The following is a 22046-nucleotide window of genomic DNA, read 5'->3' as shown; positions in this document are numbered from 1 at the left end:
GTATGAAAGATCAGGAAAGGCGTTCGACTGCCGCGGCGATCTGTGCCGCGGCCTTTTCGAGGACGGCCTCGGAGGTGGCGAAGGAGATACGGAAGTACGGCGATGCGCCGTAAGCCGAACCCTGAATGGTGGCAACCGACGCCTCGTCGAGGAGATAGAGGACGAGATCCTGGTCGGACTCGATCACGGTGCCATCCGGGGTCTGCTTGCCGATCAAGCCGGCACAGTTGACGAACAGGTAGAACGCACCCTGCGGCACGACGGGCTCGAGCCCGGGGACAACACTGAGGAGGTGAGCCGAGAGGTCGCGTCGTCGTCGGTAACTTCGTACGGATTCGGTGAGGAAACTCTGGTCGCCGGTGAGGGCTTCCACGGCTGCGGCCTGGCTGATCGAGGACGGGCAGGAAGAACTCTGACCCTGCAGTTTGTTGACGGCGCCGATCAATCCGGAATTTCCGAGTCCGTATCCGAGTCGCCACCCGGTCATGGCATGAGACTTGGAGACTCCGTTGGTGACCAGTACCTGATCACGGAGGTGCGGAGCGACCTGCAGCAGACTCGGGATCGGAGCGTCGCCGAAGTTGATCTCGTCGTAGATCTCGTCGACCAACACACTGACATGGGGATTGGCCTCGATCACTTCGGCGAGGGCCTGCAGCTGCTCGCGGGTGTACACAGATCCGGTGGGGTTGCCCGGGGCATTGAGGATGACCCACTTGGTGTTCGAAGTGATTGCAGCGGATAGTGCTTCGGCTGTGAGAAGAAAGTTGTCGGACTCCTCGCACTGAACGATCACCGGAGTTCCGTCGTGAGCGAGGACCATATCCGGGTACGAAACCCAGTAAGGGGCGGGAACGATAACCTCGACGCCGGCTTCGACCGTCGCCATGAGAGCGAGGAAGATGACCTGTTTCGCGCCGCCGCCGACGGTGATCTGGTTGTCCGCGTACTGGATTCCGGTTCGCGAAGCCGCGCGTGCTGCGATTGCCTCGCGTAGAGCCGGGATGCCGTTGACTGCGGTGTACTTGGTCTGACCCGTGTTGATCGCAGTGATCGCCGCAGACTTGATGTTGTCGGGTGTGTCGAAATCGGGCTCCCCGACGGTCAGGTCGAGTATTTCACGGCCCTGGGCCTTCAGCTCGCGCACTCGTTGTGCGGCAGCCACACTCGGCGACTCCCTGATTCTGTCGACGCGCGCAGCCGGAACGAAAGTCGCCATGATGGTCTGCTCCTGGGTCCGGGGTGAGCGTGGATTCCCGTCGTCGACGAGCCACAGTTCTCACTCGGTGATCCGTTCGACCATAGGGTCCTACCAGAGCATCTGACCAAGACCGAACCGTTGTGGCCCGATAAGCAAACGTGATGGAGCGGCGACGGAATCAGACCGACAGAACGCGCAGATCCTCGAGACCGTCCACGACGGGAACGCGCCACGACGCAAGCTCTTCCGGTCCCTGCTCGTCCCACAATTCGAACAGTTCCGAATCGGTCGATGCGATGGTGCGCTCCACCATTTCGATCAGCCAGGTGAGCCGTTCACTGGTCAGAGCCGAGGTGAAGGAGTCGAGATCGAGGTCTTGGGTGGCAGGGTCACGCTTGCGGTCGGCACGCACGATCAGTACCAATTCGAGCAAGGCGACGGCGATTTGACCGCCGTCGACCTCGAGGTAGTCGTCTTCGAATGCCCACTTCACCGATTCGAAGGTGAAGTCACCGTGTCCGATGGACGCGATCAAATCCCCTGCACCGTCGTTCTCGAACGGTCCCGATCCCCACGCGCCCACTGTCTACTCTTTTCCGATTGCCGTCTCAGCGCGCTTCGAGCGCGATCTTCGCTCCGAATCCTAGAAGAACTGTTCCGGTTATGCGCTCGAGTGCCTGTCGCACTCGGGGCTTCTCGAAGGTGCTACGCGCTCGCGAGAGAAGGACCACGTAGCCACTGAGCCACACGATGGTGATGGCTGCGTGGATGAGCACCAGCAACGCAAGCGACGGTCCCGTCGGCCACCCGGCCGGAACCAACTGCGGCAACAGTCCGGTGTAGAAGACGGCGATCTTGGGGTTGAGCAGGTTGGTGGTGAAGCCCGACTTCCATGTCCCGGCCTTCTGCGATCGTGGAGCGTCGGCATTGTGTTGCATCCGCGACGTCCGGCTCTCCCACAGTGCTCGCACACCGAGATAGATCAGGTAAGCCGCGCCGGCGAGCTTGACCACCGTGTACGCCTCGGCCGACGCGGCGAGGATCGCCGACAGCCCGAGGACGGTCAACAGACCCCACACCAGAAGGCCCGAGACGATGCCGGCCGCTACCCGGAAACCGGCAGATCTGCCCGCGCCGAGAGCAGCCTGCGTCACGACGGCCATGTCGGGCCCGGGGACCAGAGTCAGTAGGGCGAGCACAGCTGTGGCGGCGAGCAGAGCGGTCAGCATGCAACAAGTATGAAGTCGGGGTGGGGAGCATTGTCGGCCGGTGGTGTCGTGCCTGTGAACAAAGAGTGGCGCGGCGGTGTGAACTGCATGGACACGCCCGGAAACCGGCGTCTCGCGAGCCCTGTTCGACAAAGTTATGCACACTGTGGGGAAACGAATCGTTGCAGGTAGGAGGAATAACTCTGTTGTAATTCATCCTTTTGTCCACAGGTTATGCACAACTGGGAAGTGGATGTGAATGAAGTTATCCACACCTGTGTGTGCATCGGTGGAGAACTGTCCAACTCCATTGGATACCCGCGAGTAATAAATCCCAACCAGTGGGTTGACCCCGGGACGTTCGTCCTGTCCAATCGAGGGTTAGCGATAGTCGTGCGATGCTCAGGGGGCGCTTGACGGATGCGGAGATTTGGGTTTGTCGGGATTGTGTTGGTCGTGCTCGCGCTTGTCGTGGGCGGAGTGGCGTATGCCGAACCGGCACCTGAAAACCCACCAGGAGATTCGGCCGGTCAGGCCGGGGCTCACATCAATCGCATAGAGCAGTTGTCGCCCACACGCAGTGCCGTGTTCGTCGAGTCGCCGGCCATGCGACGCGAGGTGCAAGTGCAGGTTCTGCATCCAGCGTCGAGCGCCGGTTCACGTCCGTCCTTCTACCTACTCGACGGCGTCAGTGCCGGTTCGGAATCCGGATACTCCGAGAGCACCTGGACCCAGAAGACCGACATCGAAACGTTTTTCGCCGACAAGAACGTCAACGTCGTTCTCCCCGTGGGCGGCACCGGCAGTTTCTACACCAACTGGAAGAACGACGATCCGAACCTCGGTGTGAACAAGTGGGAATCGTTTCTCGCAGAAGAACTTCCGACGTTGATTGATTCTGCGTTTTCCGGAAATGGGACGAACGTGGTCGGCGGGGTGTCCATGGGTGCGCTCGGCGCGGCCAACCTCATCACACATCACCCGAAGCTCTACACCGGATTGGCCTCGTACAGTGGCTGTCTCGACAACTCCGAATCGTCCTCGCAGGATTCCGTGCGGCTCACCGTGGCCAGCAAGGCGGGCGACGCCACCAACATGTGGGGTCCGGCGTCGGACCCCGACTGGCAAAAGCACGACCCGTCCACCAACGCGGAAACGCTGCGAGGGAAGACGATCTACGTGTCCTCCGGTACAGGTGCGCCCGGAGAATACGACAACGTCTTCACCCCGAGTGGACTGCAGACTGCCATCGAAGGCGGACCGCTCGAGGCGCTCGCTAATACGTGCACACAACTGTTCGAAGCGAGGTTGGGCGAGTTGTCGATTCCCGCAGTGTTCGCGTATCGGAACGACGGCACCCATTCGTGGCCGTACTGGCAAGACGCGCTTCACGATTCCTGGCCGACGGTGAAGACGGCGCTGGGAATGTGAGCTGAGAACTACTCGGCCAGTGCCAGTTCGAGCAATTGGAGGGCGCCGTCACGGGTCTGCGCAGCCGCGATGAACCCGGCCTTGTGGCAGAAGACCGAACTGTCGACGCCCGTCTGGGCGGCAAGATCCGAGCCGTTCAGGCCGCGCCACGGCTCCGGCAACAGCTTTCGTGAACCGAACTTGGAGTCAGCAGGCTTGACCGTCTGAATCGACCAGCCGCCGTTGGTGTTCGGGAAGATGGTGAACAGCAGCTCCGGCTGGGCCGACGCGGCGCGGCCGTGGGGAACGAAGCGTTCCAGCACGACGAAGCGCGGATCCGTTGCTTTTTCGTAGGTCTCGGTGAACTCGCGCTCGGCGGCCGCGTCGCCGGCGTACTTGGCGCGCAGGCGAATCAAGACCTGGGTTGCGAGAACGACGGCCAGCTCGAACTGGGTGTCGAACTCCTCGTCGGTGGACGAGATCGGATTGAAAAGGTCCAGCACGGACGACAGATCAAAAGGCTTGGTGCCGTAGTCGTTGAGGGTGTAGATCTCTTGGCCGTTGTCGACGGCGTCGATGCCCTCGACCAGTCGGCTGTCGATACGGCGGAACACGGAGGCGTCGCCTTCACAGAACTGCAGGCCGTATTCCTGCCAGAGCAGACCGAAGGCGGAGTACAGGATGCCGTTGCTGCGCTCGCCGGCATCACGCTGGTGATGGTCGAAGCGCCCCTCGGCCGGGTTGTAGCGACCGCCGACGTCGAGCACGATGTCCGCGCTGTCGAGGACGGACTCGTCACGGCTGCGAACGACGGTGGCGTCGGGGTACAGCTGCTTGAGCAGCGATACGCCGAAGACGTCGTCTGCATGGAACTTGCCGTTATGGGTCGCGATGATCACCCGTCGAGACTAGGCAATCGAGCGCGGGGATGCCTAGTCAGCCGATGGTGCGGATGCGGTCGGTGGCAGGTGGCGAGACCGGTGACCCGGCTGCGAACAGGGCGGTCAAGGCGTCGAGGTCGTTGCCCGCGCCGGTCATCTGGGTGGAGTTCTTCAGTGCGGTGAAACCGTCCCCGCCCTCGGCGAGGAACTTGTTCACCACGACGCTGTAGACGGCGTCGGGCGCGATGTCCTGCCCGTTCAAGCGCATTTCCGAGATTCGCGAGCCCGGCGCTGCTCGCCGGTCCATGGCGTAGGTGAAGCCCGCGGACGGGGAGAGGATGCGCTCGGTAGCGGTGCCGTCGAGGTCGATCTGGAATTGCTGTTCGAGAGCGTCCTTCAGCACCGCTCCTGTGACGGAGAGCACCTCGAGACTGTTGCCGAAGGGTTGCACACCGTAGGCCTGGCGGTAGGTGATCTGGCCGGAAGTGCCGAAGTCCAAGTCCTCGCGCATGCCGCCGGGGTTCGTCAACGCGAGTTGAGCGCCTCGTGTCGATCCGGCGGCGAGTTGAGCGTCGGCGACCAGGTTGCCGAGTGTCGATTCGCCGCTGGGTACCCGGTCCCGTGTCAGATCGGCGGTGATGGTCCCCACCGGTTGCTGAGCGCTTTCCGATGCCTCCGACCAGGCTCGGTCGGCGAGCGCCTGAATATCGGGATCCGGCGAAATATCGTGTGTCACTATCTGATTGAACGCGGACGTCTGATCGCGAACGACCTCGCGGGTGTTGCGATCGATGGTGACGTCTGCGACGGACACGATCCGGCCGTGCGAAGCGCCCTGCATCACGACTCTGGGATTGCCTGCGGGATCAGGGAATTCGCAGTTGTACTGCTGGTGGCTGTCGGCGGTGAAGATGACGTCCACCTTCGGTGACGCACGAAGGGCGATGTCGCGGGCCGGCCCGGACTCGACGTTGCAGTCGTTGGGCCCACCTTCGACGGCCGGTTCGTCCCCACGGTGCAGGAGGACGGTGATGGCTTTGACGCCGAAGAAGTCGAGGACGTCGGCGGTGCGGTTGATCGCTTCGACCTCGTCGCCGAACTGCAGATCGGCGATCCCACCCGGTGTCACGATCTGCGACGTGTTGGCGGGGGAAATCGCGATGACTCCGAGCGGAATGCCGTCGACCATGTTCACGGTGAAGGGCAGCGTGGCCGGGGTGCCGTTGGTGTACGTCATGTTCGCGGCCATCAGCGGGAAGTTGGCGCCGCCGAAGGACGGACTGAACGTGCACGCATCGACGGCGGAGCAACCGCCGGACTGCATGCGTCGGAACTCGGCGAGCCCTTTGTCCAGTTCGTGGTTGCCGATCGCGGAAGCGTCGATCTTCATCCGGTTCAGGAGTTCGACCGTCGGTTCGTCGTTGAACATCGCCGACTCGAGCGCCGACGATCCCCAGTTGTCACCGACCGAATACAGCAGCGAGTTGGTGGCCTGGCTGCGAAGTTGCGTCACGTAGGCCGCGAGATACGCCGCGCCACCTGCGGGAGTGAGCGAGCCGTCGGCCTGCCTGATCTCGCTGCGAACACCTTCCGGCGGGCGGAGACTGCCGTGCAGATCGTTGAACGCCAACAGACGTACCGACACCGTGTCCTGGGACTCTGCGTTGGCGACGCCGCTCAGGGAGGTCGCGGTGGTGGCGAGAAGGGTCGTTGCGAGCACGGCACACGTTCGTGTCATGCGTCGCGTCATGCGTCGTGCTCCCTCGCTCGGACCGGCCTCGAACCTCCCTGAGTGTGCCCGTCTGCCGAAACGAATTCCAGTCCTCGGCGTAACAGTTATGTATCGAGTGTCACGCGGTGACGCCGATGCCCGCGGCCTGCTTCGCGACGTCGGTGTTCGCGAAAGCGAGGAATGCGTCGTTCTCGTGTGGATCGCCGATGGTCATCCGGACGCCCTCGACGCCGTACTGGCGGATCAGAATGCCCGCTTCGGTACTCGCCTCGGCAAAAGCGGGAGAGAGCTCTCCGAGGGGGAGATAGACGAAGTTCGCCGACGACTCGGGGACGGTGTACCCGGCTTCGATCAGAGCGGTTCGAACTCGTGTCCGCTCGGCGATGACACCTTCGGTGCGGGCAAGCAGTTCGTCTGCTGCAGCCAGGGAAGCGATTGCGGCGGCCTGCGCGACAGCGCTCACGGTGAACGGGGTGTGCACCTTGCCGAGGGCCACGATGATCTCCGGATCCGCGACCGCGTAACCCACGCGGATTCCCGCGAGGCCGTACGCCTTCGAGAAGGTGCGCAGAACAACCACGTTGGGGCGGCTGCGGAACAGCTCGATGCCGTCGGCGTCCGAGCGTGAGTATTCGAAGTACGCCTCGTCGAGTGCGACGACGACGTGCGCCGGGACCGCGTCGAGGAAGCTCTCGAGCTCTGCCTTCGACAGTGCATTGCCGGTCGGGTTGTTGGGGTTGCATACGAAGATCAACCGCGTGCGATCCGTGATCGCGGCCAGCATCGCGTCGAGGTCGTGGCCGAAGTCCTCGGTCAGCGGAACCTTGACCGAGACGGCATGGCCGACCTGGGTGACCACGGGGTACGCCTCGAACGAACGCCACGCGTAGATGACCTCGTCACCCTGATCGCACGTGATCTGCACGAGTTCCTGGCACAGTGTCACGGAGCCGCAACCAGCGGCGACGTTGGCCGGCTCGACTTTCAGGAAGCTGGCCAGCGCCTCGATGAGTGCAACCGCAGCATTGTCCGGGTAGCGGTTGGCATTGGCGACCGCGTCGGCGACGGCGTCACGCACACCGGGCAACGGCCCTACTGTCGTTTCGTTGCTCGCCAGCTTGATCGCACCCGGAAAATTGCGTCCGGGAACGTAGGCGGGGATGGAGGCGAGGTCAGGGCGAATGTGTGCGGTCACGAGTCGATTATGCGCGCACCGATTTGGTGCGTAGCGGCCGTCTGCGTGTCAGAGTTAGAAGATGTCGGAAATCTTCCGAGCCACCGCGTATCTGCGCGGAGCCGAAGGGGAGGTCGCCACGGCTGTTCCGCTGACCGTGGTGGAGCCGGACGGCCCGACGCGGGGCGGGATCGTCGTCCTGCATGAAGCCCGGAAGTTCAGCCCGGCTCTGCTGAATCTGATGTGCGCGCTTGCCGGCGAAGGGTGGGTGAGCGTCGCACCTCACCTGTTTCACCGCGAACCCGAACACATGCAGGGTGAGGTGTTCGGTGACAACCTCTTCGCCGACTTCGACGCGACCCTCGATTGGCTCGTCGGACGCGAAGTTCTCGCAGACACCATCGGGGTGCTCGGATTCGACGACGCCGGTACCGCCGCGATGCTCGTTGCCACCAGCCGTCCCGTCGGCGCCGCGGTGAGCGTCGCCGCCCGGGGAATCGTCGAAGCCTTGTCGGTGGATGCTCAGGCGCTTGTCGACGCGGCCACTTCCCTGCAGGCGCCGTGGCTGGCGCTGTACGGCGAGGACGATCCCAGCACGCCTCGCGAACACGTGACTCTGCTCCGGGAAGCGACCGCGAAGGCCGACGTCGCGACACTGGTGGTCAGCTACGCCGGACTGGCTCACCGGGCGGACGAGCCGCCACAGCTGTCCGAGGACGCTGACCTCGACGACCCTGATTCGGCCTCGATCATCGAAGCTCAGACCCGGATCTTCGACTGGTTCGACAGCCACCTGCGGTAAGTCCACAAAACAGCCCGCTGACCACACGTTTTGCCTTTGGTGGCGAAGGGTGTGTAATCTTTCGATCCGGCGGTCCGAAAGGATCGGAACCCCCAGGGAGGCGTGCCAGAGCGGCCGAATGGGACTCACTGCTAATGAGTTGTCCCTTTTACGAGGGACCGGAGGTTCAAATCCTCTCGCCTCCGCCAAGCCGGTGATTTTGACCGGCGGGTTAGAAATGATAGAAATTACGACGGTAAGACACGCAAGACCAGCAAGACAACAGAACATGCGCCCGTAGCTCAACGGATAGAGCACTTGACTACGGATCAAGAGGTTAGGGGTTCGAATCCCTTCGGGCGCACAAGAAAGAAGGTCACAGACTTCAGGTCTGTGACCTTCTTTTTGTTGTGGTGCATACGCAATTCTTGAATGTGTGTGAGGTCACCTCGGCGATTTCGGGCGGTGATCCTCGCGATCGTGGGAACCGACAACCGATCCCCGCGACCTATGCTTTCTGCGGAGCAGCCACGCGAACCGAGGAGAACCCGTTGGAGACCGTCGACAGTCGGACGCTCCCGGTCTACTCGGCCGGGGCGGTCGAGGTGCCCTTTGTCATCGCGGGCATGGACGAGCTTGTCTCCCGCGAGACCCGGTGGGAGGCGCACTCGCACCCGACCCACGAATTGTTGTGGAACGAGCGAGGAGCGTCGAGCGCCACGGTGGGATCGCGCACGTGGACCATTACGCCGACCGTCGGTCTGTGGATGCCCGCCGGCGTCCTGCACTCGGCGATCGCGCCGGCCGGCACCTGGTATCGGGCCGCTCAGCTCGACATCGCGTCAGTTCCTTCTCTGTCCGACGTGCCGGTGGCGATCGAGGTCACTCCGCTGCTGCGGAACCTCCTCGAGCGACTGGCAGACGATTCACTCGGAACCTCTTCACGCTCGCTCACGGAGCAGATGGTGATCGACGTGCTGGCACCGTCGCCGAACGAGTTGCTGGTGCTGGTGCCGGACTCGCCACTTCTGCAACCCATCGTCGATGCGATCGGTGACGATCCGAGTGACATGCGAACGCTGTCCGACTGGGCAAGGCTCCTCGGTGTCAGCCCGCGAACCATCACCCGGGTATTTCGGTCGGAGACCGGGATGAGTTTCGGGCAGTGGGTCTCGGCTGTGCGCGCCCAACGAGCGGTGACCCTTCTTGCCCACGGCTTGGATCTACAAGAGGTTGCCGAGCGTGTGGGCTACCACTCGACCAGCGCATTCGGGGCGGCATTCCGGCGCACTACCGGCGCTACACCAGGGATGTTCCGGGCTAGCTGATCGGCCACCACACCTTGTCTCGATTGCTACACGGGGTGTCCCAAACACGCGATTGCGCCACATTGCCCTCCCGTATACGGTTTAGGCAAACCTCACCTAAGTGCTTGATTGAGCCGGGTTGAGGGCCGTACCCCTTCTCGAGAGAGTTCTGTTTTCATGCGTTCAAAACGCTTCTTGGCGGTGGCCGCAGCAGCGGTCGCAGTCGCCCTCGGCATGACAGCTTGCAGTTCCGACTCCTCGGAGACCGCCGACGGCGGCAGCGCCGGAAGCGGATCCAGCTCCTTCCCTGTCACGATCGAGCACGCTTTCGGAACTACGACGATCGACGCCAAGCCGGAGCGAGTTGCCACCGTTGCCTGGGCCAATCACGAAGTGCCCCTTGCTCTCGGCGTGGTTCCCGTCGGAATGGCAGCGGCGACTTTCGGTGACGACAACGGCAACGGAATGCTGCCGTGGGTCGAGGAAAAGCTCGACGACCTTGGCGCGAAGCCGCCGGTGCTCTTCGACGAGACCGACGGCATCGACTTCGAAGCCGTCTCCGATACGAACCCTGACGTCATTCTTGCCGCATACTCCGGATTGACGCAGGAGGACTACGACACTCTCAGTGAGATCGCTCCGGTTGTGGCGTATCCCGAGGGGCCGTGGGCGACGTCGTGGCGTGACGTCATCAAGTTCAACAGCATGGGCCTCGGCATGGAATCCGAAGGGCAGGAACTGATCTCCACCATCGAGAAGGAGATCGCCGACGAGGTTGCCGCGCATCCGCAGCTTGCAGGCAAGGCAACCATGTTCCTGACGCACGTCGACACCGCTGATCTGAGCCAGGTCAGCTTCTACACGGCGAACGACACGCGCGCCGCGTTCTTCGAGGACCTCGGACTTTCGACGCCGAAGAGCGTTGCCGACGCCTCGACGGGTGGTGAGTTCTCGAAGAAGGTCAGTGCGGAGCGTGTGGACGTCTTCGACGACGTCGAACTGATCGTCACCTACGGTGACCAGGCACTTGTCGACGCACTCAAGGCTGACCCATTGCTCTCGCAGATGCCTGCCGTCGCCAATAACTCGATCGTGTTCCTCAATGGGACCGGGCCGATGGGAACGGCGGCCAACCCGACTCCACTCGCAATTTCGTGGGTACTCGGCGACTACGTCGATCTGCTCGCCGGGGCCGCTGGAAAGTCGGAGTGACTGTAACCTCGCAGGATTCGACGTCGGGCGCTCGCGATACGCGGCGCCCGACGTTCGGCAATTCGCTGTGGCTGATCGCCCTTCTCGTTGTCCTCGCGGTGCTCATGTGCGCCTCGATCGTCATCGGCTCTCGTGACGTCGACTGGTCCGATATCTTTGCCGCACTGAGTGGTTCAACGGACAACATCGGTCAGGGCGCGATTGCCAAGCGCATTCCGCGGACGGTGCTCGCGATAATCGTGGGAGCTGCGCTCGGTCTTGCCGGCGCAGTGATGCAGGGGATCACCCGAAACCCTTTGGCGGATCCCGGAATCCTGGGCGTCAACATGGGCGCTTCGCTCGCCGTGGTGATCGGAATGGCGTGGTTCGGACTGTGGACCCAGACCAGCATGATCTGGGTGGCCGTACTCGGTGCAGCCGGGGCGGCATTGTTCGTCTACGTAGTCGGGTCACTCGGGCGAGGTGGAGCCACGCCACTCAAGTTGGCTCTTGCCGGGGCCGCAACATCGGCTGCGTTTGCTTCGTTCATCACTGCGATCATGCTGCCGCGAAACGATATTGCGGGCAACATTCGTTCGTGGCAGATCGGCGGCGTCGGTGGCGCGAGTTTCGAGGTGATCCGGCAGGGTCTGCCTTTCCTCATTGTCGGCTTCGTGATCTGTCTGCTGTCAGCGCGCAGTCTCAACTCTCTTGCGCTCGGCGACGAGGTTGCATCAGGTCTCGGCGAACGCGTCGCGGTGGTTCGTGCAGTGGCAGCGCTCGGTGCAGTGTTGCTCTGCGGTGCAGCCACTGCCATTGCCGGACCGATCGGCTTCGTCGGTTTGGTTGTCCCGCATCTGTGCCGGTTGCTGATCGGGATTGACAACCGTTGGCTACTACCGTTTTCTGCGCTGACAGGTGCCGGCCTTCTCGTCGCCGCCGACATTCTCGGACGAATTGTCGCCCGGCCGAGCGAAATCGACGTCGGCATCATCACCGCGCTCATCGGAGCGCCCTTCTTCATTTACATAGTCCGCCGTCAGAAAATACGTGAGCTGTGACCACTACATTCGTTACTCCCGAAGTCGAGGTCGACGCAGTCGGAGCAAGCCGTATCCGACGAGGTAGACGCCGCCGCATCGTGATTGCCGTGCTGACGGTCCTCGCCGTCGCATCCTTCGCGGTCACTCTGATGGTGGGAAAAACCTTCTACCCGCCGTCAGATGTGCTTCGGGTCGTGCTGGGGGAGAACGTGCCTGGTGCCTCGTTCACCGTCGGCCGCCTCCGGTTGCCTCGCGCTGTCCTCGCTGTGGTCGCCGGAATCTGTTTCGGCTTGGGCGGCATCACGTTCCAGACGATGCTGCGCAACCCGCTCGCGAGCCCCGACATCATCGGAATCAGCTCCGGCGCAAGCGCTGCAGCGGCTTTCGCGATCATCTCGCTTTCACTCGGCGGTTCACAGGTATCGGTTTTTGCTATCGCTGTCGGTCTGGGCGTCGCAATCTTGATCTACGTTCTGTCTTTCCGGGACGGTGTAGCGGGCACTCGGCTGATCCTGATCGGTATCGGCATCGCCGCGATGCTCGACAGCGTCACCGCCTACCTTCTCAGTACCGCCGCCGCGTGGGATCTGCAGGAGACGATGCGTTGGCTCACCGGCAGTCTCAACGGTGCCAACTGGGGTTCGACGGTTCCCGTACTCCTGGCGCTGGTCTTGCTCGGGCCGGTGCTGCTGAGCCAATCGCGCAACCTTTCGACCATCCAGCTCGGTGACGACGCAGCACAAGCGCTCGGCGTCAGAGTGGAACGAACGCGCATTCTGACGATCATTGCGGCCGTCGGACTCATCGCCTTTGCCACTGCCGCTGCGGGGCCCATCGCCTTCGTCGCATTTCTGTCAGGGCCCATCGCCGCCCGCATCGTCGGTCCGGGAACATCACTTTTGATTCCGTCGGCGCTGGTCGGAGCGCTGCTGGTGCTCGTCGCCGATTTCTGCGGACAGTACGCCTTCGGCACCCGCTACCCCGTTGGCGTGGTGACCGGTGCGCTGGGAGCGCCGTATCTTGTCTACCTCATCATTCGCTCCAACCGAACGGGAGGTTCGCTGTGACCGAATCCCACTCTCTGACTGTCGAAAACCTCGAACTCGGTTACGGAGGACGGACCGTCGTCGAATCGCTCGACCTCGCGGTGCCGCCGGGAAAGATCACGACCATCGTGGGCGCCAACGCGTGCGGCAAATCGACACTGCTGCGGTCGATGTCGCGGCTACTCAGTCCTCGAAGCGGTCATGTTCTGTTGGACGGCAAGGATGTTCATCGCCTGCCTGCGAAGAAGCTCGCTCGCACGCTCGGTCTGCTGCCGCAGTCACCGATCGCACCGGAAGGGATAGTTGTCGCCGATCTCGTCGGCCGTGGTCGTCATCCACATCAGCGGGTGCTGTCGAGGTGGAGCCGCGAGGATGACGCAGCTGTCGCCGAGGCGCTTGCGGCCACGGACACAACCGGATTGGCCGAACGATCGGTGGACGAGCTTTCCGGTGGTCAGCGCCAACGTGTGTGGATTGCGATGGCGCTCGCCCAACAAACCGATCTGCTTCTACTCGACGAGCCGACCACCTTCTTGGACGTGAGCCACCAGGTTGAGGTCTTGGACCTGCTCACCGACCTGAACCGGACTCGGGGTACAACGATTGTCATGGTTCTGCACGATCTCAATCTCGCCGCCCGCTACGGCGACTACCTCGTCGCCATGGCCGATCGCCGGGTCTACGCGGCGGGTGATCCTGCCGAGGTGCTCACGAGCGACAACGTCCGCACCGTGTTCGGTCTCGAGAGCCGAATCATCCCCGACCCCATGTCGGGTAAGCCGTTGGTGTTGCCGCTCGGGCGCCACCATGTGCTCGACGACGTGTCGACGTGACGGCGTCGAACGCCCCGGGCGGGCGGATCGAATCCGTGGAACAACTCAATGCGATTCTCGGACAGCCCCATCCGACGATCATGGAGAAGCAGACCGCTTACACGACTCCGTTGATCCGTGAATTCATCGAGCAGGCACGGTTTTTTGTGCTCGCGACATCCGATGCGGCCGGAAATTGCGACTGCTCGCCGCGTGGAGACCTGGTCAGTCAGGTTCTGTTTCCCGACGAGAAGACGCTCGTGCTCCCGGATCGTCCGGGCAACCGGCGCGCTGACTCGTACCGGAACATGATCGAGAATCCTCACGTGGGGATCCTCTTTCTCGCGCCCGGGCACGACGAGATCGTGCGCGTCAACGGCACGGCGACTCTGTCCACCGATCCTGATCTGTTGGATTCGATGGCGATGAACGGCAAGCCTGCACAGCTTGCGGTGATCGTGCAGATCGACGAGGCGTATCTGCATTGCGCGAGAGCAATTCTGCGGGCGAAGTTGTGGGATCTGTCGACGTGGCCGGCATCCGATGAGGTGCCGAGTCTGCGCGACATGATGGCCGAGCAGCACAGCCTGCTGGTCGAGGATCTGGAGCCGGCTCGGCAGGAGGCGTACCGCAAGTACCTGTACTGAGCGCAGATCCGTCACCTATGTCCGATAATGATCCGTGCCTTCAATTGCCTCGTCGCTGTTCTGGATTGCGCTGATCGCGGCCATCGCGCCGATAGTCGCGGGCCTGATCCCGCGTCGACTGGTTCCCGAAGTGGTGTTGCTACTGGTCGCGGGCGCAGTGGTCGGGCCGTTCGCCCTCAACATCGCAGCTGACAGCGAAGCGATCGGCATCCTGCGCGAACTCGGCCTCGGCATGCTGTTCCTGCTCGCCGGCTACGAGATCGACCGACAGGAACTCAGTGGGCGCGGCGGACGTCGAGCGCTCTACACGTGGCTGTTCTGCCTCGCGCTGGCGTTCACGGTGGTCGCGCTGCTTGGCATGAGGAACGTGATCTCCGCCGAAGCCGCTGTTGCCATCGCGATGACGTCGACCGCTCTGGGCACGCTGCTGCCGATCCTCAAGGACAACAAACTCCTCGACACACGCTTGGGTAAGACCGTCCTCAACCACGGGGCCGTCGGCGAGCTCGGGCCGGTCGTCGCGATGGCGGTGCTGCTGAGTGCCCGTGGTGCCGTACTGTCGCTGATCGTTCTTGCCGTCTTCGCCTTGATCGCTGTCATCGTTGCGGTGCTGCCCGGCAAGCTGATTCACGAAGGCTCGTGGACACACCGCCTGGTGCGGGCAGGGGCGGACACGACGGCGCAGACGACGGTCCGCCTCACCGTTCTGTTGTTGGTCAGCCTCGGAGTGCTGTCGGCCGTGTTCTCACTCGACGTCATTCTCGGTGCATTTGCCGCCGGCTTCATCCTGCGGCGATTGATGCCAGAGGGCGACGAGCGCCTCGAGATCAAGCTCGACGGGATCGCCTTCGGGTTCCTCATCCCGATTTTCTTCATCACTTCAGGCATGGCGATCGACGTCTCGGCGGTCGCCGCCAGTCCCGGCATACTGATTGCGTTTTTGATCCTGATCGTTGTAGTCCGGGGCGTGCCGGTGTTCTTCGTGACCAAGTTCGAGAAGGTGGAGCCGCCCTTCACCACGCGCGAAAGTGCGCAAGTCGCGTTGTACGGGGCTACCGGCCTGCCCATGATCGTGGCGGTCACGGGCGCGGCCGTCGACGCGCATCAGATGTCCTCGGACAACGCGTCGATTCTTGTCGCGGCCGGGGCGATCACCGTTCTATTGCTGCCGATGCTCGCCACTCTCTTGACGAAAAAGGAGAAAGTGTCCTGATTCAGAGATCCAACTGCTCGTCGAGCCAGTCGAACATCCGCTGATCAGTCAGACGCCTCGCCATGGGCTGACAGTGGAAGCTCGTGCCTTCAGTTGGTGCATTGGGACGACGATCTTTTTCCAGAAGAAATTTTTCGAGAAGGAATAGGGAGAGCAGTCGGCTGTTATCGGATCGGCGGCGCAGGTAACGGGAGATGTCTGCATTGCGATGTTTCGAAATGTGTGGACAAACAATGCCCTACCGGTTCGAACGCATCGACGTTTTGGACGCAGAATTCAGATCGTTGCCGCGTGGGGCCTATGCAGCATTGGGCTTATCGTGGGATGCAGCTCACCCACTGCGATACCCGAGTCTGCGGACAAAAGCTACCTGCGTGAGGTTTATGTCGCTGAGGTACCTTTCGCCAGCGAGGAAGTCGCGATCAATGTTGGGAAAGGTATGTGCGAGCTGATCGAACGAGCGGTCTCGGGTGGCCAGACAATTGCAGATGCGCTGACCATATTGCAGCAGCAGTCCGATCGCGCCGGGGTCTACAGTTCCGCCCAGAACACAGTAATAATCAAAGCCGCAGCGAAGTCGTACTGTCCTGAATACGGCGACACCAAGGTGCAAGTGGTTGAATCCACGCCTCGGGCGACGACCGCAACCATGACACCCGAAGACACCTTGAGCAGGATGATCAAGCAGTTCGACCAAGATGCCTTGCCGTACGAAAGTGTTCAGTGGCTGCAGGAACGGGCCAACGAGGTGTGCGCGGACTGGGATGAGTTGGGTGGTGACCGCGGCTTCGAATATGCAGTTCTAGGTCAGACGTTGAATTTTCGTCCCGTTGACTTCGAAAAGGCCGCCTTAGCGGTCACCCACCTGACGCAGTACGGCTGCCCGCAGTGGTACAAGTACATTCGCTGAAGCTTTGATTCAGGCTCCCCGTTACCGCAGCTTTGTCCTACACGATGGACCTGATTCGCGGTCGGTTTCGAAGTGGCTAATTTGCACAGTGTTTTGTGCTCAAAGTGGATGTCACGTCGGAATAGATTGCATTTGGCAGTGTTTCGAGTTATCCGATCCTTCTCCGGCCGACGCCTCCGAAAGAGTGGTTGACGAAGAATGAGAAAGTGTCCTGATTCAGAGATCCAACTGCTCGTCGAGCCAGTCGAACATCCGCTGATCAGTCAGACGCCTCGCCATGGGCTGGCAGTGGAAGTTCGCGCCCTCGGCAGCGGTGAAGGGAACCACCGTCGTCGGTCCGCCGGATAGGGCGGCAAGCCGCTTGGATTGACCGGGCCAGAATTGCTCGCCTTCCGGATCGGTGATGAGCAGGGGAGTGGAGATCGAGCCGGCGACGTGTTCGAGGTGGTACTTCCGAACCTCGGCGAGAGTGTTGTAGTAGCCGTCGGCGAGATACGGACGCGCTCGGAAACGCCAGATTCGGGCGCTGTCCTTCGAGAATTTCATCCCCATCGCCATGTCGCGGTCGAAGGCCTCCGACTTCCCCTCGTCGAGTAGCTTCTGCATGTTCTTGGGGATGTGGGCGAGCCACGACGCGGCCACGTCCACGACCCCCGGATCGGCGATCGCTGCCGCGATCCGATGCTCGAACGCCAACGACTGCGGCACCCAGTACCCGCCCTGACTGATCCCGTACATCGCCAGCTTCGACGCATCGACGTCCGGCCGGTCCACGAGATAGTCGACGACGGGCGTGATGACGGCTTCCCAGTCGTGACGGAACGGGATGTTGCGCTCGAAGAGCATCGACTGCTGACCGGGACCGTCGAACATCAACACGTTGTAGCCCCGCTCGAGCGCCCCGGCACCGCCGCTGCCCCACAGCCCGCTGATCGGGCCGTCGCTACCGTTCACCATGATCAACGTCGGCCGTCGCACGTCCCCGGGCGGCCGGAAGAAGTACCCGGGCAGGTAGGTGTCCTCGTAAGGGATCCGGACGCGTTCGACGGGCTGGGCGGTGGTGTCGACGAAGCGGTCCCACGCCTGTCGGTGACGTTTGAAAGTGGGGACCAGAACCGAATCGTCGCTGAGACCGTCGACGGCGTTGATCGCCACACCGAAGTACGACGCCGCCCGCAGGTACGCGTTGGACGCGCTTCGCGAATGCCCGGCCTCGGCTGCCTCTACGGCCTGCCCGAATACCCGTGTACCGAGGTCGAACCAGGCCTCGTACCAGCCTTCGAGGTCCTTCTCGCCGACGTGAGCGATGGCCGAGAGCACTTCGCCGGTGTCTGCCGCGCCGAAGGTGGCTTGCCCGAGAACGACTCGTAGCTCGAAGTCGAAGGACTCGTTGCGATAGAAACCAGCAGTGAACGCCTGGTGCGGATGGGCGAAGAACGACGACGCGAGAGACATGGGCACACCTTCGCTAGTTCGGGGCAGCCATTTTCAGTTGTAGTTCCAGGATCGCCCGAATCGCTTGCCGGAAAACCTGTCAGCGCGGCGACGCCGGGAGCCCGGTGGATGGCGGCCTCGACATCGCAAATGCCAGGGTGCACAACCACAACGACATTCCCAGCACCTGCGCACGTTGAGCGATACCCAGTCCGAGATTACCGCCGCCGGAGACTTCGATGCTGTTGGTCGTCAACATCCACACCGTCGCAAGGGAAGTCAGGATCAGAATGGTCAGACCCGTCGTCCGCAAAGAAGGGTGCTCGCGATACCTGAACGCTCCCACGGTGAATGCGATCATCGCGGTGAAGATCGCGAAGACCGCCACGCTGCTCGTCAACGCGTGAACATGGTGGAGCTGCGGAAGTAGACCGTCGGGTGCGCTCGACGGGCAACCCTCGCCCGAGCATTCGAGGGGGAACGACGCGTCGGCGATGGTCGCGATGCCGAACACTGCCAGCGCAATCCAGCCCGTGACGTAGAGCCTTCGCCGGGGCGTGATCAGCAGGCCCAGCGCTCCGGAGATCAACATCAAGATTGCGGACAGGACATCGGCGTTACCGAAGACATCGCGGTATTTCTGGTTCTCGGCATCGAGTTCGCTGAGGAACGATGTCACCGGGTCGAGGCCGGTGTCCAGGAAGAATTCGAGAATCCACGACGAGTAGACGATTCCGCCCAGAGCCAGCGCAGCCACCAAACCCCACCGCGCAACGTTGCGTTCCTTCACGAAATCGAGCTTACGGACCGAGCAGGGCTTTCTGGACGCGTTCGGCCGCTACCAGCGGATCTTCGTGCTCCCAGATGCGGATGACGGTCCAACCCTGCTCTGCCAGACGTGCATCGGTGTCGCGGTCTCGAACCACGTTGGCGGCCAACTTGTCCGTCCACCACTGCGCGTTGTTCTTGGGCAACGTCGCATGCTGCGGGCAGCTGTGCCAGAAGCATCCGTCCACGAACACCGCGACTTTGCGGCGTGGAAATACCAGATCGGCCCGTCGGCGAACACCTTTGACAGGCGCCCGATCCACGAAGTACCGGAGTCCGCGTCGATGCAGCTCGCGTCGAAGTGCGATTTCGGGTTTGGTGTCGCGCCGACGCTGAGCGCTCATCCGAGCGCTGGTGGCAGGATCCGTCGCAGGCACCGTGGTTCCCTCAGCCGTCGGAATCTTCGCTGTCTTCGGGATCGGACCAGGTGGGCGCAAACCTGTTGCGACGCTCCACTTCACCGTGCACGACGGTCACGAAGTCGGTGAACGAGAGCGTCTGAGCTTCGGTGGGGCGTCCGTTGCGCGGCGGCGGCTCGTCGACGTCGAAGAACCGAACTGCGCCATCGGGTTCGTAGAGTCCGATGTAGACCTTCTCGAAGAGGTCGTAGCGGGTGTCCTCGGCGCCGAGATCCACCCAGGCCTTTCCCGGAACGCCGACCACCGCGCGCTTGCCTCGGCCCGAGCGCTTCGAGAGCGTCGTGACGTGGTGTGCAAAAGAGGATTTGCCGGTGTCGCTGGTCTTGGTCGGGTCGCCGTCGTCGCACGTGGCGTACGGCTCGAACATGACGGCGACCAACACGCTGTACGGCTGACGCTGATGCAGAACCATTGCCTCGCCACGCAATTCGTGGTCGTTGCGGACGATGTTCTTGGTCCACCGTCCCAGCTTGCCGCTGCGGGGACTGTAGTCCTGGAAGTTGTACGTCTTGATGGAGACGCAGAGGATCAGGCCGAGAGTGGGGTCGAGTGCCTTGACGTCCAAGCGCTTTCGGCCCTTGGCGACATCGACTGTTGCCTCCTGGCCTTCACCGGACGCCGTCGGGGTGATGTTGGGATACAGCGGACGCAGAGCGTCGGCCACCGTCTGTGCCAGTTGATTGGACAGTCGCTGGGCGTAGTTCTTCTTCTCGCCGCGATCGGCGTCGGCCGGGGGCTTGTCGCCCGCGAGTTGCAGTGCACTCCACAGTGGTTCGTGTTCCGGTTCGGAAAACAGCGTTTCAGGTTCGGGGAACAGCGAGTCCGTCATGCTGCGGCCTCGGGGTATCCGCCCATCCGCTCGAGATGGCTTTCGACGTCCTCGATGAAACCGGGGATGAACCGAAGATTACCCATGCGTGCGCGCTTGAGGAAGCCGGCGGTGGCCCGAGCCGACAGCAACCGCGTGTCTTCGAGGAAGCCGCTCAGATCCTCGTAGTCGTACTGGACCGGCCAGGTCGAGGTATGGACGCGGAAGGCCTGGCGGTTACGGCCCCAGGCCGCACTCGGCCAGGCGTCGCCCGGTTCGAGTGGCGTCTCGCCCGCGGCGTCGTATTCGATGGGATCGCTCAACCGGCCACCGACCCACGACGCCATCCGCACGCTCACGGCATTGCCGACGAGCTTCCAGCGATGGCTGTGGCGTAGGCCGGGAACCTCGACGGACGGCAGCGTCCAGTCGGGATCGAAACCCTGCAGTCGCTCGGCATCGACTAGACCGGGAGTGACGATCTCACCTGACGGCAACCGGACTGCCGGCTGACTGGGGATGCCGACGGACGAGCCGCCCTTGAGCGTCGGCACGGCATTGACGGCCCATCCGAGACCGCGAGTGCCTTCGGTCCAGTAGAAGCCGCAGGGGTAGTCCGCGGGATCGCCACCCAGGCGCTCGCCGGCGTCCTGGCCGAACAGGATTTCGCGGGGATCATCTGTGCGCGAGGCAAGCATGATGACTCGCTGGCGACGCTGGGGGAGTCCGAAGGCGCGGGCGTCGACCACCCGGTACGCCCAGGTGTATCCGAGGTCTTCGAGGGCGTCGGTGATGTGCCGCATGGCGGCGCCCTTGCCGAGCTGGAGCATGAACGGAACGTTCTCGATCAACAGCCAGCGCGGGCCCCTCTTACGCTTGACCAGACGGAACACCTCGTCCACCAGGCCTGAGCGTGCGCCGGTGATGCCTGCCGTTTTGCCGGCCTGAGAGAGGTCCTGGCAGGGGAAACCGGCGGCCACCAATTCGATGTCACTGGGCAGCGCGCGAAGTTTGGTGACGTCACCGTGCAACGGCACGTCGGCGAAACGCGAACGGAGAACTGCCTGCGCGCCCGGATCGATTTCACACAGCAGTTCGGTGTTCCACCCATGTTCCGAGAGCCCCAACTCGAGACCACCGATACCGGCAAACAAACCCACCATGCTCCGCGACGACGTCACAGCACCCTTCCTCACGAACCGACCTAGAAGCACGGTACTCGAGAACTCCGACACCGTTTGCCAACTATTCGGTCCGCGGCGTGCTCCTTACGGAAGAACCGTTGTGAAACGCCTTACATCGAGATCTTCGGGGCCGATCGAAGTCCCGAAAAGGTCCCTGATCGAAGCAATAACCCGAACCAGCGGTGCTCCGTGCCCGTTCGTCCATTACCGTGGTCGGGTGAGCATCCAACCTTCCGGTGACGCGTCCTGGCCCGCGGTATTGACCTGGCAGGCCCACAACGCTCCTCGTATGGAGTCTGTTCGTGTGCAGCTGAACGGAAATCGCATCAAGGCTTCCGGCCGGATCATCGGTGGAGCCTGCAGTGAGCACCCGGCATTCAGCGCGTCGTACGACCTGGTCACCGACGAGGCCGGCATCACCCGCCGGTTGTCCGTGCGGACCGCCCTGGCCGCCGGTGAGCGTCAGATGTCGATCAGCCGGGACGAAGAAGGCACCTGGATGGTCGAGAACGGCGCCAGTCACCAGCGCTCTGCGTTCGATGGCGCACTCGATGTCGACGTGATCCTCAGCCCGTTCTTCAACACGCTGCCCATCCGCCGCGTCGGCTTGCAGAACGACATCGAAGACGCCGAGGTGCCGGTCGTCTACGTAAACCTTCTCGACCTGCGCGTCGAGGGTGCGACCATCACCTACAGCTCCGGCGCCGACGGAATCAGTGTGCTGTCCCCGGTGTCCAGCTCGACGTTGTCCGTCGATGCCGAAGGCTTTGTCCTCGACTACCCGGGTCTGGCAACTCGTATCTAGGTTTCGTATCTC

Annotated in this window: 22 protein-coding genes and 2 tRNA genes; 13 read left to right on the top strand and 11 right to left on the bottom strand. The window is 62.6% G+C overall.

Features of this window, described 5'->3' with window-relative positions:
- Positions 1–10: 10 nt before the first annotated feature.
- From G4D79_RS03710 to G4D79_RS03700, 3 genes are all read right to left on the bottom strand, one after another.
- Positions 11–1219, bottom strand: a complete 1209-nt coding sequence (locus G4D79_RS03710) for an aspartate transaminase (RefSeq protein ID WP_007731694.1) — start codon at positions 1217–1219, stop codon at positions 11–13.
- A 160-nt stretch (positions 1220–1379) separates the two neighbouring features.
- Positions 1380–1784 (bottom strand): DUF4259 domain-containing protein, encoded by a 405-nt coding sequence (locus tag G4D79_RS03705; RefSeq protein WP_042447698.1) that lies wholly within the window; start codon positions 1782–1784, stop codon positions 1380–1382.
- Positions 1785–1809: 25 nt separating this feature from the next.
- Positions 1810–2430: a LysE family translocator gene (locus G4D79_RS03700; RefSeq protein WP_099696796.1), complete on the bottom strand. Its 621-nt coding sequence runs from the start codon at positions 2428–2430 to the stop codon at positions 1810–1812.
- Positions 2431–2829: 399 nt separating this feature from the next.
- Here G4D79_RS03700 and G4D79_RS03695 point away from each other — a divergent pair, with 399 nt between their 5' ends.
- Positions 2830–3840, top strand: coding sequence for an alpha/beta hydrolase family protein (locus G4D79_RS03695; protein WP_065351788.1), 1011 nt, complete (start codon positions 2830–2832; stop codon positions 3838–3840).
- 8 nt (positions 3841–3848) lie between these two features.
- Here the strand turns inward: G4D79_RS03695 and G4D79_RS03690 are convergent, their stop codons facing one another.
- The 3 genes from G4D79_RS03690 to hisC all read right to left on the bottom strand — a co-directional run bounded on the left by G4D79_RS03690 (position 3849) and on the right by hisC (position 7627).
- Positions 3849–4718, bottom strand: a complete 870-nt coding sequence (locus G4D79_RS03690; RefSeq protein ID WP_003943978.1) for an MYG1 family protein — start codon at positions 4716–4718, stop codon at positions 3849–3851.
- A gap of 37 nt (positions 4719–4755) precedes the next feature.
- Positions 4756–6450 carry a bifunctional UDP-sugar hydrolase/5'-nucleotidase gene (locus tag G4D79_RS03685; protein ID WP_099696794.1) on the bottom strand — a complete coding sequence of 565 codons (1695 nt, stop codon included), beginning with the start codon at positions 6448–6450 and terminating at the stop codon, positions 4756–4758.
- Positions 6451–6550: 100 nt separating this feature from the next.
- On the bottom strand, positions 6551–7627 hold the full coding sequence (gene hisC / locus G4D79_RS03680) for a histidinol-phosphate transaminase (RefSeq protein ID WP_007731684.1): 1077 nt from the start codon (positions 7625–7627) through the stop codon (positions 6551–6553).
- Between the two features lie 61 nt (positions 7628–7688).
- On the opposite strand from hisC, the gene G4D79_RS03675 reads away from it, so the two are divergent.
- The 11 genes from G4D79_RS03675 (at position 7689) to G4D79_RS03625 (ending at position 16556) form a co-directional block, all read left to right on the top strand.
- Positions 7689–8408, top strand: coding sequence for a dienelactone hydrolase family protein (locus G4D79_RS03675; protein ID WP_003943860.1), 720 nt, complete (start codon positions 7689–7691; stop codon positions 8406–8408).
- A 96-nt stretch (positions 8409–8504) separates the two neighbouring features.
- Positions 8505–8596: transfer RNA gene (locus G4D79_RS03670), tRNA-Ser, on the top strand.
- An 82-nt stretch (positions 8597–8678) separates the two neighbouring features.
- Positions 8679–8751, top strand: a tRNA-Arg gene (locus G4D79_RS03665).
- A gap of 46 nt (positions 8752–8797) precedes the next feature.
- The gene (locus G4D79_RS03660; RefSeq protein ID WP_082893097.1) at positions 8798–9715 is read left to right on the top strand and encodes an AraC family transcriptional regulator; all 918 of its coding nucleotides are present in this window, start codon (positions 8798–8800) and stop codon (positions 9713–9715) included.
- A gap of 156 nt (positions 9716–9871) precedes the next feature.
- Positions 9872–10906 carry an iron-siderophore ABC transporter substrate-binding protein gene (locus tag G4D79_RS03655; protein WP_003943792.1) on the top strand — a complete coding sequence of 345 codons (1035 nt, stop codon included), beginning with the start codon at positions 9872–9874 and terminating at the stop codon, positions 10904–10906.
- Positions 10903–11946 (top strand): iron ABC transporter permease, encoded by a 1044-nt coding sequence (locus tag G4D79_RS03650; protein ID WP_003943862.1) that lies wholly within the window; start codon positions 10903–10905, stop codon positions 11944–11946. Before G4D79_RS03655 ends, G4D79_RS03650 begins: the two co-directional genes overlap by 4 nt.
- Positions 11943–12995, top strand: a complete 1053-nt coding sequence (locus G4D79_RS03645) for an iron chelate uptake ABC transporter family permease subunit (protein WP_064073568.1) — start codon at positions 11943–11945, stop codon at positions 12993–12995. The genes G4D79_RS03650 and G4D79_RS03645 overlap by 4 nt, the downstream gene beginning before the upstream one ends.
- Positions 12992–13807: an ABC transporter ATP-binding protein gene (locus G4D79_RS03640; protein ID WP_099696792.1), complete on the top strand. Its 816-nt coding sequence runs from the start codon at positions 12992–12994 to the stop codon at positions 13805–13807. Before G4D79_RS03645 ends, G4D79_RS03640 begins: the two co-directional genes overlap by 4 nt.
- A complete protein-coding gene (locus G4D79_RS03635) occupies positions 13804–14433 on the top strand; it encodes a pyridoxamine 5'-phosphate oxidase family protein (RefSeq protein WP_099696791.1) in 630 nt (209 codons plus the stop codon). The genes G4D79_RS03640 and G4D79_RS03635 overlap by 4 nt, the downstream gene beginning before the upstream one ends.
- Positions 14434–14467: 34 nt before the next feature.
- Entirely contained in the window at positions 14468–15646 is a 1179-nt protein-coding gene (locus G4D79_RS03630; protein ID WP_003943855.1) for a cation:proton antiporter, read from the top strand.
- A gap of 208 nt (positions 15647–15854) precedes the next feature.
- A complete protein-coding gene (locus tag G4D79_RS03625) occupies positions 15855–16556 on the top strand; it encodes a DUF732 domain-containing protein (protein WP_007731665.1) in 702 nt (233 codons plus the stop codon).
- Positions 16557–16772: 216 nt separating this feature from the next.
- Here the strand turns inward: G4D79_RS03625 and G4D79_RS03620 are convergent, their stop codons facing one another.
- The 5 genes from G4D79_RS03620 to G4D79_RS03600 form a co-directional block, all read right to left on the bottom strand.
- A complete protein-coding gene (locus G4D79_RS03620) occupies positions 16773–18011 on the bottom strand; it encodes a S9 family peptidase (protein WP_099696790.1) in 1239 nt (412 codons plus the stop codon).
- 79 nt (positions 18012–18090) lie between these two features.
- Positions 18091–18780, bottom strand: coding sequence for a DUF998 domain-containing protein (locus tag G4D79_RS03615; protein ID WP_007731663.1), 690 nt, complete (start codon positions 18778–18780; stop codon positions 18091–18093).
- 10 nt (positions 18781–18790) lie between these two features.
- Positions 18791–19195, bottom strand: coding sequence for a very short patch repair endonuclease (locus tag G4D79_RS03610; protein ID WP_099696789.1), 405 nt, complete (start codon positions 19193–19195; stop codon positions 18791–18793).
- 10 nt (positions 19196–19205) lie between these two features.
- Positions 19206–20066, bottom strand: a complete 861-nt coding sequence (locus G4D79_RS03605; RefSeq protein WP_003943911.1) for a hypothetical protein — start codon at positions 20064–20066, stop codon at positions 19206–19208.
- The gene (locus tag G4D79_RS03600; RefSeq protein WP_178377331.1) at positions 20063–21208 is read right to left on the bottom strand and encodes a DNA cytosine methyltransferase; all 1146 of its coding nucleotides are present in this window, start codon (positions 21206–21208) and stop codon (positions 20063–20065) included. The genes G4D79_RS03605 and G4D79_RS03600 overlap by 4 nt, the downstream gene beginning before the upstream one ends.
- 238 nt (positions 21209–21446) lie before the next feature.
- On the opposite strand from G4D79_RS03600, the gene G4D79_RS03595 reads away from it, so the two are divergent.
- Positions 21447–22034, top strand: a complete 588-nt coding sequence (locus tag G4D79_RS03595; RefSeq protein ID WP_080712702.1) for a putative glycolipid-binding domain-containing protein — start codon at positions 21447–21449, stop codon at positions 22032–22034.
- Positions 22035–22046 lie beyond the last annotated feature (12 nt).

It is taken from the genome of Rhodococcus sp. WY5, assembly GCF_018588185.1.
GTDB classification, from domain to species: domain Bacteria; phylum Actinomycetota; class Actinomycetes; order Mycobacteriales; family Mycobacteriaceae; genus Rhodococcus_F; species Rhodococcus_F qingshengii.
This window is presented reverse-complemented; position numbering and strand designations above follow the sequence as displayed.